The sequence below is a fragment of the Rossellomorea aquimaris genome (assembly GCF_008180865.1).
Taxonomy (GTDB): Bacteria; Bacillota; Bacilli; order Bacillales; family Bacillaceae_B; genus Rossellomorea; species Rossellomorea yichunensis.
Genome location: NZ_VTEX01000002.1, coordinates 102,741 through 115,482, shown reverse-complemented (window position 1 = coordinate 115,482; position 12,742 = coordinate 102,741). Strand labels below are relative to the sequence as shown.

The following is a 12,742-nucleotide window of genomic DNA, read 5'->3' as shown; positions in this document are numbered from 1 at the left end:
TTTAACATGTTTTTCAAATATTGTATAAAAAGAGTAAAGAGACGATACCTGACGATGGGTCAAGGTCCGTCCCTCCTAAAAGGTTATTTAATTGCGGCTTTGATGGCTGAGCGCAGGTGGCCTTCGTGAAGGGTGAGAAGGTTGTAGACTTCTTTTTCTTCAAGGCCAGTCAGAAGCGATAGGATGGCAGGTTTGACGCTGCCGTATGTTTCGAGGGCTTCGGTTGCTTCCTGTTCGGAAACGTCCGCTGCTTCCATGATGATGTTGCGCGCTCTGACTTTCAGTTTTGCGTTTGAAGGCATCACGTCGACCATGAGATTGCTGTATACTTTGCCAAGTTTGATCATGGCTGCCGTTGTTAGCATATTCAGGATCAGTTTTTGGGCTGTCCCTGCTTTCATGCGTGTCGAGCCTGTGACGACTTCCGGACCGACTTCAGCGACGATTGAGTGATCGGCCACTTCACACATCGGGGATTTAGGTGAGCATACAACAGACGCCGTTACAGCACCTCTTGATTTTGCTTCCTTTAAGGCTCCGATCGTATAAGGAGTACGTCCGCTTGCGGCAATACCAACAACGACATCATTTGCACCGACTTCATGACTGGCGATTTCGTTGCGGCCGCCTTCTTCATCATCCTCTGCGCCTTCTAAGGGAAACTGGATGGCTCTTTCACCACCAGCGATGATCCCGATCACCTGGCCGGGGTCTGTGCTAAAGGTAGGCGGGCACTCTGATGCGTCAAGGATGCCCAGGCGTCCGCTTGTACCTGCACCTACATAAAGAAGACGGCCGCCATTTTCTAGGCTTGCTACGATGGAATCGACCACAAGTGAAACAACTGGGATGGTCTTTTCCACGGCGTAGGCAACGGTTTGATCTTCTCCGTTTATTTTTTCTAAAATCTTCTCCGTGCTTATTGTATCTATGTTCAATGTATTAGGATTTCTTGTTTCCGTCAGGATCTTATGAAGGTCCATTTGTATTGTTACCTGCCTTTCAAAGTATGGGCCGTGGTGTGATGGTGCCTAATATAACAGATTTACTTGCCCCTGTTGCTCCTGGTACGTTGCTTGGATTGCCATGCAGCGTTTCGTTTGCCAATAGGGCAAAGGCAATCGCTTCTTTCGCATCGGAGGAATAACCGATATCTTCCTGAATAAGAATTTTCAACTCTGGAAGAAGTTCCCTCATCATATGGAGAAGCGTCCCATTATAGCTTCCTCCACCGCTGATGATCACTTCATTTATCGAATGTTCAGGAAGAACGAAATTCTCATAGGCATCCGCAATCGTCAGAGCTGTAAAGTAGGTTGCCGTCGCAATCAGGTCTTCTTTTGAAAGACTACCAAACTCGTCAAGGATCCGATTTACGAATACCTCTCCAAAAAGCTCACGCCCCGTTGACTTTGGAGGCTCTTTAAGGAAGAAATCCTTCTCCCATTCCATCCATTTCTGTGCTGCGTCTGTATGGACCATTCCACTCTCAGCAATCACTCCATTCTCATCAAAAGATAGACCGAATAGTCGCTCGCATAATCCATCTATGACCATATTTCCGGGACCGGTATCAAACGCGAATACTTCGTGAAGAGCGCAATCTTTAGGAAGTACGGTCACATTCCCGATACCGCCAATATTCTGAAGAAGTCTTCCCTGGCCTTTTTTTCGATAGAGAAGGAATTCAGTATAAGGTACAAGGGGTGCCCCTTCACCGCCGGCAGCCATATCCATGGAGCGGAAATTGGAGACGACTCTGGTGTTTGTACGGTACGCAATCACGCTCGGCTCACCGATTTGCAGAGTGGAAGGAACCGAATCTTCCGTATGAAAGGGCTGGTGATAAACCGTTTGCCCGTGAGATCCGATAAAGTCTAACTCCTCTACTGAAACGCCAGCCTCCCTACATACCTTCAAAACTGCATCGGCATAAACGTCTCCAAGTTCAAAATGCAAGCTGGAAAGGAGGGGAGTGGACGATTCTGTTATACTCATCACTTCAAAGATTTTCTTTTTTACCTTTGGAGGGAAGGAAGCCGTTGAATAATGGGCGAGCTCCACTTTTGTATCCGTGCCGCTGCCTTCAATTGAAACAAGGGCAGCATCCACCCCATCCACAGACGTACCGGACATTAACCCGACAGCTAAACGTTTACTCATTTGACAACCTTCCTTCCCTGATGGCTTTTGTCACATCGACTGCCCCGGTGGCAGGGGAGGTTGAGTCGACGATATAGGATGCGTTTGGAAAACGCTCTGAAATTCTTACTTTAAAAACGGATTGCACCACCACATTATGTTCAAGGACACTTCCTTTTATGGCGATAACCGGTTTGGAACCGATCTGTAGTTTATCCAATAAGGAAATCGTCTGTCGGGCAAGCTGTTCACCGGCTATTTTAAGTAAAAGAATGGCAGCGTCATTACCATCCTCAGCTTGCTTGTGAACCACTTTCGCAAGCTTTGCAATTTCACCTTTGGCAGAAGAATAGATAAACCCTTTTAAACCCTTCCCATCACTAGCACCGATTTCGTTTAATATGTCACGTGAGAGAGGGGAAAGTGGTTTACCGGAATCCATCTCCATGGAAATCTGTTTACAGGCTTCAATTGCAATATGATATGCGCTGCCTTCGTCACCAAGAAGATGTCCCCAGCCTCCGGTTGTTCCTTCCTGTTTCCCGTTTCGTCCATAACAAATCGAGCCCGTTCCCGCAATGGTCATCACACCGTTCTGATTCCCGATTAAACTGAAATAGGCGAGGGTGGCATCATTCAAAAGGATAATAGGCAGGGAAGTCATCCTTTGTAACTCCGTCTTGATTCGATGAGCCAGATTACCGGACTCGGCACCTGCCATCCCGATCACAATATGGGACACCTCTTCAGAAGAAGTGTGATCCAGGCATTGTTGAATAACGGATGAGAGATTGGTTAATGCCTCTTCAAAGGAAACCGTGGGATTACCGTGTCCGGATAAGCTTTGAAACAGGATGTTCTTCTCTAAGTCAAGAACGAGTCCTTGTATTTTCGTCCCGCCTGCATCGATTCCTATTACTCTAGTCATCTAAAGAAACCTCCACTTTACTTGGTTTGAAAGGCAAATTTACCCCAAGGCTTCAGGTAATCCAATAAGAAGATTTCTTCTTCGCGGATCCGTCCCACCACATTGGTTTTGCCTGAGTTCTCCATATCTTGAAGCGCTATCTGAAGTTCTCCTGCATACTGGGCATATAGGTCGTTTTCAATCACAATATCGCCCCGTTTAATGTCTGCCGTATTATGTGGAGCAAATTCTCTTCCACGATATTTCACGCGGCTTTGAGTCGAGCGGATCATATAATCAGATACGTCACCACGATAGAAGTGCGGTTCTTCAAAAATAATCGTCTTTTCTAAGTCTGTTGTCGTTTCATGGGTTTCGACTGTAAAGGTAAGCTTCGATGTGTTCAGTTCGCTAAGCAGTTGCATTTCACGTTCTGATGCATAAGCGTTACTGATAATGACATCATCAATTAAACCTGTGGCAAAAAGATGCTTCGCCTGAACATCGATCGGAAGGTTCCGGTGCATTTCTAACGTAGGCAAACCTTCCGTGACCGGCCAGGGACCGAATGTTGCATCGGAAGAAGAGACAAACGCAGCCGTTCTCATCCCAAAGTCTTTAAACTTTTTACTGCATTCAATAAAGAATGGATAGGATAATCCGGAGTAGCGGTGCGGATAGAAGTTATGACATCCAAGCAATTGATCCTTATTCGGTTGATACGTCATGATGTTGTCGATATATTTCGTAGCATTACTCATATTAAGTTCAATTTTCAAGTCATAAGGGTTATACGACATCATCGATTCTTCATGCCCTGTATACCCGAGATCCAGGCGGATACCGTGAGCCCCGAGATCCGCAAAAAAGGATAAATCATCATAGGAGATGTTCAGTTCTTTGAAAATGCGTGGACTGATGTCAGCGATGACTTCCATGTTTTTTTCACGGGCAAACTTAATCGTTTCTTTAAAATTCGAGATGATCCCATCCTTGTCACCCTCTACTGATAATAAACAGGTGAACACACGCTTAAAACCGTAAGACGCAGCCAGTGCCAGATATTCTTTATCCTTTACAGTCGTGGAATGGTTCGGGTATATTGAAACTCCCAGTTTTTTACTCATTGATATGCCTCCTTAAAATTAGTTGTTTTCAAGTTTATCTATTCTTTTTAACAAGGGTATCATTTGTTCGATCAACGAGATTTCACTGATAGAGGTCATCAAGTGGTCCTGGGCATGAATCATCAGAAGTGATTTTTCGAAATTCTCCCCATTGATTTCAGCCTGAATGAGACTCGTTTGCGTTTTGTGAGCTTTGTTCAGTTCTTCATGGGCTGTTTTCAGCATCTCTTCAGCTTCATCGAACTTACCTTCATGTGCCTTTGCCAGTGCCTCATATGCGGTGCTTTTGGCATTCCCGCCGTTTGATATAATTTCAAAAATCTCCATTTCTACGTTGCGTACCTCTGCCATTGTGTATTCCTCCTCATTCCTGTTTAGAACTGGTTTCTACTAGAATAGTAAAATAAAAGTTTAAATATTTTAAAATAATATTGAAATTTAATTTCATTATCGCATATAATCATATTAAACTGAAAGCCTTTTCAAGACAATCATTTTTTTGGAGGTGACTATGACGGAATTTCAAGTATTAAAACACATCAAAAGTCAGATGGAGAACTACACACCGTCTGAAATTGCGGTTGCTCAATATGTGTTGGAGTTTCCTGAGAAAGTAATGGAAATGACGACAAAGCAACTCTCACAATCATGCGGCAGCAGTGAAGCGGCCATCATCCGGTTCTGCAAACGAATCGGAATCAATAGTTTCAGCGGTCTGAAGATCGAACTGGCCAAAAGCACGAATAGTGAAGAAACAAAGAGTCATGACATCAATACACTCCTCCATTTTGAAGATAATATTGAAACCGTATTCAATAAAGTACTGGTGAACACCTATCAAGCGATCAAGAACACGGAAAAGCTTTTTTCCATAGATGAACTGGATCGGGCTGTGAACGCGTTCCATAAAGCTGAAAGGGTATACCTGTATGGAGTAGGCGGTTCTGCTGTAGTAGCGGAGGACTTTACGCAAAAGCTGTTACGACTGAACTATCTCGCATTTCAAGCAAGTGATATCCATGTTCAGATGATGATGGCCGCAAACTTAACCGAGAGAGACGTTCTCTTCGTCGTCTCCACATCGGGTCAGACAAAGGAAATACTGAAGCTGATGAACGTCGCTCAGGAAAAAGGGGCCACAATCGTTCTATTGACACAGCATGGGAAATCCCCGGCAAGAAAGCTCGCTGATATCGTCTTGACGATTTCCGAGGAAGAACACAATATCAGAATCGGGACCATGACGGCAAGAATTGCTCAACTCGTTGTGATTGATGCTTTATTCGTCGCTTTATGCATGAAAAAAGGACATGGCGTTTACGAGCAAATTATTCATACACATGAAGTAGTTCAAAGGATGAAAGAGGAGGAAGAGTAGAAATGAGAGTATTATTCGTATGTTCAGGTGGAATGTCCAGCGCAATTGTCGTGAATGCACTGAAAAAAGAAGGGGACAAAGCAGGGATTGTGATGGAAGTCCATGCAATCGGGACCGGTGAAGTATCTGAGGAGATATCCAAGGGATGGGATGTTTGTATGGTAGCACCGCAGATCCGTCACCGTTTTGACCAAGTGAAGAAAGCCGCTGATGAAGCGAATGTGCCTTGTGGTCCGATTCCTCCACAAGCGTACACGCCACTTGGCGGTCCGACTTTACTGAAAACAGTAAAAGAATTAACCAACTAATTTAATAGGAAACAAGGGGGTACAAACATGCAAAAGTTTGTGAATTTTCTAGAGAACAACTTGTCAGGTCCAATGGCCCGACTCTCTGAACAAAGGCATTTGCAAGCAATCCGGGATGGGGTTATTTCAGCACTGCCATTTATTATCGTCGGTTCATTTTTCCTGATATTAGCTTTTCCACCGCTTCCTGATGGAGGAATATTCGGAGACATCAAACAGTGGGCCGCTGACAACATCGTCGAAATCCTGATTCCCTACCGACTGACCATGTTTATCATGTCACTCTATATAGCCTTCGGGATAGGATACAACCTTTCGAAAAGCTATAACCTGGATCCATTATCCGGTGCACAAATTTCAGTAGCTGCACTTCTATTAACAATTACACCTAAAGTAATGGACGGAGAAGGATGGGTCCTGCCAATGACCAACCTCGGTGGTCATGGATTATTCGTCGCCATGGTCGTCTCGATTCTGGCAGTAGAAATTTTACGTTTCTGTAAAACAAAAAACATTACGATCAAAATGCCTGAACAAGTACCGGCATCTGTATCACGAAGCTTTGAAGCACTTATTCCTGTAGCGATTGTTATCATTTTAGTTTCATCCATCACAGTCTTAGCTGGAGTCGACCTTCATCATATAGTTGGTGTCGCTGTTGCTCCATTGGTTACAGCAGGTGACAGTATTTTCGGAGTATTGGTTCCAGTATTCCTTATAGATTTCTTCTGGTCATTCGGAATTCATGGTGTATCAGTTGTAGGAACGGTAGCACGTCCGCTTTGGGAAGTATTCCTTGTGAACAATGCCGATGCTGTTGCCAGTGGAAATCCGATTCCACATATCGCTCCAGAAACATTCTATCAGTGGTTCATTTGGATCGGTGGATCAGGAGCAACTCTTGGATTGGTTCTTGCTATGGTCTTCTTTGCACGTTCGAAATACTTGAAAGCACTGGGGAAAACATGTCTAGTACCAGGCCTGTTCAATATTAATGAGCCTATTATTTTTGGAGCTCCAATCGTATTGAATCCGATTCTAATCATACCTTTCATCACGGTTCCTTTAATAACGGCAACAATTTCGTATGTGGCAACGACAGTCGGATTAGTATCACCAACTTACATTATGCCGCCATGGACCCTTCCTGCACCGATAGGAGCTTACCTGGCAACGGGTGGTGACTGGAGAGCGATCGTTATGGTTCTGATCAATATCGGAATTTCCTTCGCAATCTACTTCCCATTCTTAAAGATGTACGATAAAAAAATGTTAAAAATGGAAGAAAACGAGCAACAAGCGGCGTAGAAAAGCGGAGGGGCTTTGCCCAGAGGCGACAAGCATAAGCTAAGCCGGCATGAAGGTTGCAGTTTAACCTTCTTGACGGATTAGCTTATGACCTCGAGCCTCTAAGCCCCGTAGCTGGACAAGTAGAAAAGCGGATTAGGCTCGATCAGCCCCGACAAGCATAAGGAAAGTCCACCGGAAAGGCGTTCTTTGCCTTTTTGGCGGGCTGGACTTATGACCTCGAGGGGCTAGCCGCCGCAGCTGGACAAAGAGAAAAGCGGAGGGGCTTTGTCTCTAGCAAAATACGATCATATCAAAAAGCAGAAGTGGGGGTCCTAGGATTCCCACTTCTTCATTAGCATTAGGAGTGATTCAAATGACAGAAACGGTTGTCCCGAAGAGAATCGGTTTTAGAAGTGTGTTTGTTCTTCTAATCTCCGTATCCATCGGACTTTTACTTCTTTCCAAACCTTTGATGAGTGCGGGACTCGCAAAGGATTGGAGCGTATTTTTAGCAACAGGGATTTCGGCTTCGATTGGACTTTCATTTGTTCTTTTGAAAATTGAAGGTCCCGTTGAGGATGCTTCTGTTAAAAGGAAGCGCGTTTTATTAGCAGTAGTTGTAAGTTTCTTAATAAGCTTTATTTTGGCCTTTGTTGCAAAGTAATCTCGGGGAGGCATTCACAATGAAAAAAGGAATCAAGGTTGTTACGATCGGCGGGGGTTCAAGCTATACTCCCGAGTTTGTTGAAGGACTGATCAAGCGTTATGATGAGCTTCCAGTGAGTGAGCTGTGGCTGGTGGATATTGAAGCAGGGAAAGAAAAACTTACTATAGTCGGGAATTTAGCGAAAAGAATGGTAGAAAAAGCTGGGGTTCCCATGGAAATTCACCTTACACTGGACCGGAAAGAAGCGCTCGCAGATGCTGATTTTGTCACGACTCAAATGAGAGTCGGACAACTAAAAGCGAGAATTCAAGATGAGAGGCTTCCAATCAAGTACGGGATGATCGGCCAGGAAACGAATGGAGCCGGGGGATTGTTCAAGGGAATGAGGACGATTCCTGTTCTGCTTGAAATCGCTGATGAAATGCAGGAGCTTTGCCCGGACGCCTGGTTGATCAATTTTACGAATCCTGCAGGTATGGTGACAGAGGCTTTATTGCGTTACGGGTCACATCCTAAGGTCATAGGCGTATGTAATCTTCCCATTAATACGAGAATGACACTGGCCAAGCTTCTAGATGTGGAGGTAGAACGACTACATATCGATTTCGCAGGATTGAATCATATGGTGTACGGATTGGACGTTTTGGTGGACGGTGAGTCAGTTTTAGAGGACGTTCTGGAAATGATGAGTAACCCTGACAAGCAGGTCAGCATGAGGAATATTGCGCCGCTTCCATGGGAACCGGAGTTCATTAAGAGCCTAGGAATCATCCCATGTCCCTATCACCGTTATTTTTATAAAACAAGTGATATTTTAGAAAAGCAGCTAGAAGAATTCAAGACGGGGACCACCAGGGCAGAAGTGGTTCAGCAATTAGAAAATGTACTTTTTGAACTTTACAAGGATGAAAACCTAGATATCAAGCCTCCACAGCTTGAACAAAGGGGAGGGGCTTATTACAGCGATGCGGCTTGTAATCTCATCTCATCCATTTATAATGATCGCTGTGACATTCAAACCCTGAATGTCCGCAATAACGGAGCGATCAGTGATCTACCACGTGGATCTGCTGTGGAAGTGAACTGCGTCGTTACAAAATCTGGTCCTAAGCCGATTGTAGTCGGTGAGCTGCCGGTGGCTGTGAGTGGACTTGTTCATCAAATTAAATCATTTGAACGGGTTGCTGCGGAAGCATCGGTAACAGGGTCCTATGAGAAAGCGATGCTTGCCATGACGATCAATCCGTTGGTGACGAGTGATGTGAAGGCGAAGCTACTGCTGGATGAAATGCTTGAGGTACATAAAGAGTATTTACCGCAGTTTCGTGAGCGATTTAGCCATAGTTAAGCTAGGAGAGTGTCTCAAATTGTGATTTGGGGCACTTTTTTTGTGTGGATTGTCGAGTAGAATGGGGGTTGGAAGTAATTTTGGTAGAGATATTATCGACTTTAAGGATATATTATCGCGTTTGGCATGTTTATTAACGACTTTAAGAATATATCATCGACTTTGGATCGATAAGCGATGCTCAAGCGGGGCAGGATCCAACTTATTTTCACCTTCCCAAATTAATTTTTCAAGACCGCCTAACTCATCCAACCCACACCAAATTCCACCAGAATCCCCACATCTTTCCCCCGGACGAGCATACCATGATACAAAGACCCTTTTCCGAAAGGATACCACGCCTATGATTCCAGTTAAAACAAAGATTGCCGCCTCATTATATGCCACGATGTCAATCAGCTTTTGGGGCATATCATTTGTATCAACGAAAGCAGTGTTGGACACCCTCGACCCGTATACACTGCTCGTTCTCCGGTTTGCGATCGGAGCTCTGTTTCTGCTCTTGCTCTTACTTTTAAAAAGTTATCGACTCACCATTCCGATCAGATATATCCCTCACCTGATAGTGTTGGGGGTACTTGGCGTCTTCGTTCATCAGGTGATCCAGGCGACGGCCCTCCTTACAATTGATGCATCATCCGCAGGCTGGATGATTTCATTTTCTCCCGTATTCACCGTAATCCTCTCCATGATTTTTTTACATGAAAAAATGACAGTACCAAAAGCGCTAGGAATGATTATAGCAATTACTGGCGTTCTGATGGTGACCACAGCGAGGAGCGGGCAGTCTATCGGATTTGCCGTTAACATCGGTTATATCCTGATGATCCTCAGTACCTTAAATTGGGCCATTTACTCAGTGTTGCTGAAAAAACTACGTATCGAGCTGCCATCCCTCGTCATCACCTTTTATATGAGTCTACTGGGTTTCAGCTTAACCATCCCTTTTCTTATCCGAAACCGGGGCTGGGAAGGCATTTCTCTTCTATCCAATGTGGAATGGGCCCACTTGATGTTCCTCGGTGTATTTGTATCAGGTATTGCGTACTGGTACTGGGGAAGAGCACTTGAGGTATTAGATGCGTCAAAGGTGTCGATGTTTCTCTATTTAGAGCCCGTTACCACACTCATTGCGGCAATCCTTCTCCTGCACGAGAAGATTTTTTTCATAACGATACTGGGTGGAGTCATAATTATAATAGGGGTCGTGATTGTAAACGGCCAGTTGATTTCTGTTTTCCATCGGTTTCTATGGAGGAAACGATAACACAGGGAGGAATCGCGGTGACCTTAAGGGAACGGATAATGGATAGATTGGATGAATTGACCACCCCTTCCACGAAAGACCTTAAAGAAGTCTTGCAGTCTCTTCAAATAAGTCTCGATGATTTACAGCCATACTTACAGTCTCCGGGGGGTAAGCCATATTATCGAAAGCTCCTTTATCAAAATGAAGTAGCAGAGCTTCTGGTGATGAATTGGTCCGACATGGAATGTGCTCCACATGATCATGGGGACTCAAGGGGATGGATCCAAGTTCTGAGCGGGACTTCAGTCAATACAATCTTTGAAGTAAAAGAGAACCAGCTTCCACAGGAGATATTTGATCGCGAATATAGGGAAGGTTCTTTCTTTTTTGCACCGAAAAAAGGTGTTCACAAAATGAAGAAAGGGAGAGGGGAAGACCTGGTGACCCTCCATCTCTATTCTCCGCCCATTCAGGGTATGATGGTGTACGACTTGGAAAAATGTGCTGCCTGTGTGGTTTCGGAAGAATGTGGGGCATGGTGGCCGGACCATATCAGGCAAAAGGTAAAGGAAATGCAGTTGAAGTAAAAAAGAGAGTTTCTCCATAGCGGAGAAACTCTCTTTCTATCATTATCGTACTCTTACTCGTACTGTTTTGGCATCCTTACTTTCCACACCTGTCGGAGAAACGGAGGTAATACCATATGTGTACATTCCACCTTCTTCAGCTGAAGTATCTTCATAGGTTGTAAGCCCTTCTTGAGAATACACGACATCCACAATGTTAGCTGGATTCTCGTAATCTCCTTCTTTTACGCCATCAAAGCGATAGATGACATATTTCCTTGCATCGGTATGCTTCTTATCATCTATCATTATCGTGATACCTTCTTTATGTTTATCTGCTTTCACCTTGTTCGGTTTCTTTGGAAGTGTTTCATTGTTCCAAGGAGTGGCAGGGGTTAAAGCAGGCTCGGTGTAAACCTCGTTACGTATAATATCGGCGTAACCAAGCGGGTTTTCAAATATTTGTTTGAGAGAGAAATGCATTTGCCCAAGTGCCGTTCCATTTTCACGGTTGTCCATTATTTGTTCAGGCAGTTCGTATGGATTGAACCATTCCTGGTCAAAATTGTCCCCTACTTTATAGTCAGCCATCCCTATATAAAGATTAACAGGATGATTGTACGCATACTCATTCACTTCCTGACTCCACCAATCTAATAGAACGGAGTAGTTGGCAACAGCGAGATTCCTGGACCAATAGATTTGAGGGGTAATATAATCAATGCTTCCATCCTTGATCCATTGACGTGTGTCTGCATACAGATCGTCATAATTCGTTTGTCCCGCTTGTGTGTCGCTTCCAGTCGGATCATCAGCAATATTTCTCCATACTCCAAATGGGGAAATCCCGAATTGTACCCACTCTTTAATGTCTTTGATGGCTGAATTGATGTCAGCTACTAGTACATCAACGTTATTTCGTCTCCAATCTTCAATATCGTCAAAAGAGTTACCATATTTCTCGTATGTATCTTGATCTGGGAAGGTTTCTCCTGCAATTCGGTAAGGATAAAAGTAATCGTCCATGTGAACGGCTTCGATATTATAATGACTCACTAATTCTTCAACTGTATCAATCAAGTATTTTTGTACTTCAGGTATACCCGGGTCCAAATAATATTGTTTGCCATATTTCACTACCCATTCAGGATGAAGCTTGGCTACGTTATTATCTGCAAGTGACTCGATCGTTTGATTTGGCATCGTGATTCGATAAGGGTTCACCCATGCATGAACCTCGACTCCGCGCTTATGAGATTCATCGATCATAATCTGAAGTGGATCATATCCCGGATCCGTTCCTTGTTTGTCACCTGTAATGTACTGAGACCAGGGAGCCAGTTCAGAAGGATAAAAGGCATCAACAGTAGGTTTCACCTGATAGATGACCGTATTAAACTTCAACTCTTTCAGTTCATCAAGGGTCTCTTCCACCCAATCCGTATACTCCTGCTTGTCCATTCCGGCTTTCACATCGATGTTTTGAACCGTTGCAATCCATGCTGCACGCATTTCATGTTTGGGCGCCTGAGTTTCCGAAGCTTTTGCTTTTCCTGTAGAAAAAGGAAGAGCAAGCGAGAACAACAAGACGGCCATGATCATGTACTTTACTGCTTTCATCAACAAATCCCCCGCTTTCATTAACTGATTTCTTATAAAAGAAACCGTTTTCATTTTACTGAAATAATACTTCACGAAATTATAAAAAAATGTGAAATAATATTTCTATTTTCATTATAAAGTGTTGCGTTAATATGGTA

At 44.0% G+C, this 12,742-nt stretch carries 13 protein-coding genes; 7 read left to right on the top strand and 6 right to left on the bottom strand.

Features of this window, described 5'->3' with window-relative positions; translation table 11 throughout:
- Nucleotides 1–83: 83 nt before the first annotated feature.
- Genes murQ through FZC88_RS08105 form a run of 5 tightly spaced genes read right to left on the bottom strand, consistent with a single transcriptional unit; the run spans nucleotide 84 to nucleotide 4,527 of the window.
- The gene (gene murQ / locus FZC88_RS08125) at nucleotides 84–983 is read right to left on the bottom strand and encodes an N-acetylmuramic acid 6-phosphate etherase (protein WP_148994386.1); all 900 of its coding nucleotides are present in this window, start codon (nucleotides 981–983) and stop codon (nucleotides 84–86) included.
- Nucleotides 984–1,002: 19 nt separating this feature from the next.
- Complete coding sequence (anmK, locus tag FZC88_RS08120) at nucleotides 1,003–2,163, bottom strand: anhydro-N-acetylmuramic acid kinase AnmK (protein WP_148994385.1); 1,161 nt, start codon at nucleotides 2,161–2,163, stop codon at nucleotides 1,003–1,005.
- A complete protein-coding gene (locus FZC88_RS08115; RefSeq protein WP_148994384.1) occupies nucleotides 2,156–3,070 on the bottom strand; it encodes a BadF/BadG/BcrA/BcrD ATPase family protein in 915 nt (304 codons plus the stop codon). Before FZC88_RS08115 ends, anmK begins: the two co-directional genes overlap by 8 nt.
- A 17-nt stretch (nucleotides 3,071–3,087) precedes the next feature.
- Complete coding sequence (locus tag FZC88_RS08110; RefSeq protein WP_148994383.1) at nucleotides 3,088–4,176, bottom strand: DUF871 domain-containing protein; 1,089 nt, start codon at nucleotides 4,174–4,176, stop codon at nucleotides 3,088–3,090.
- Between the two features lie 18 nt (nucleotides 4,177–4,194).
- Nucleotides 4,195–4,527: a PTS lactose/cellobiose transporter subunit IIA gene (locus FZC88_RS08105; RefSeq protein ID WP_148968035.1), complete on the bottom strand. Its 333-nt coding sequence runs from the start codon at nucleotides 4,525–4,527 to the stop codon at nucleotides 4,195–4,197.
- 160 nt (nucleotides 4,528–4,687) lie between these two features.
- Here FZC88_RS08105 and FZC88_RS08100 point away from each other — a divergent pair, with 160 nt between their 5' ends.
- From FZC88_RS08100 to FZC88_RS08070, 7 genes are all read left to right on the top strand, one after another.
- Nucleotides 4,688–5,554 (top strand): MurR/RpiR family transcriptional regulator, encoded by an 867-nt coding sequence (locus FZC88_RS08100; RefSeq protein ID WP_148968036.1) that lies wholly within the window; start codon nucleotides 4,688–4,690, stop codon nucleotides 5,552–5,554.
- A gap of 2 nt (nucleotides 5,555–5,556) precedes the next feature.
- Complete coding sequence (locus tag FZC88_RS08095; protein ID WP_148968037.1) at nucleotides 5,557–5,862, top strand: PTS sugar transporter subunit IIB; 306 nt, start codon at nucleotides 5,557–5,559, stop codon at nucleotides 5,860–5,862.
- Between the two features lie 27 nt (nucleotides 5,863–5,889).
- Entirely contained in the window at nucleotides 5,890–7,170 is a 1,281-nt protein-coding gene (locus FZC88_RS08090) for a PTS sugar transporter subunit IIC (protein WP_148994382.1), read from the top strand.
- Nucleotides 7,171–7,525: 355 nt separating this feature from the next.
- Entirely contained in the window at nucleotides 7,526–7,816 is a 291-nt protein-coding gene (locus FZC88_RS08085; RefSeq protein ID WP_148968039.1) for a hypothetical protein, read from the top strand.
- A 19-nt stretch (nucleotides 7,817–7,835) separates the two neighbouring features.
- Nucleotides 7,836–9,167: a 6-phospho-beta-glucosidase gene (locus FZC88_RS08080; protein WP_148994381.1), complete on the top strand. Its 1,332-nt coding sequence runs from the start codon at nucleotides 7,836–7,838 to the stop codon at nucleotides 9,165–9,167.
- A gap of 343 nt (nucleotides 9,168–9,510) precedes the next feature.
- Nucleotides 9,511–10,434, top strand: a complete 924-nt coding sequence (locus FZC88_RS08075) for a DMT family transporter (protein WP_148968042.1) — start codon at nucleotides 9,511–9,513, stop codon at nucleotides 10,432–10,434.
- Nucleotides 10,435–10,451: 17 nt separating this feature from the next.
- Nucleotides 10,452–11,003 carry a cysteine dioxygenase gene (locus tag FZC88_RS08070; RefSeq protein ID WP_148968043.1) on the top strand — a complete coding sequence of 184 codons (552 nt, stop codon included), beginning with the start codon at nucleotides 10,452–10,454 and terminating at the stop codon, nucleotides 11,001–11,003.
- Nucleotides 11,004–11,045: 42 nt separating this feature from the next.
- On the opposite strand, the gene FZC88_RS08065 is transcribed toward FZC88_RS08070, so the two are convergent.
- Entirely contained in the window at nucleotides 11,046–12,602 is a 1,557-nt protein-coding gene (locus tag FZC88_RS08065) for a glycoside hydrolase family 10-like protein (protein ID WP_262371796.1), read from the bottom strand.
- Between the last annotated feature and the right edge of the window lie 140 nt (nucleotides 12,603–12,742).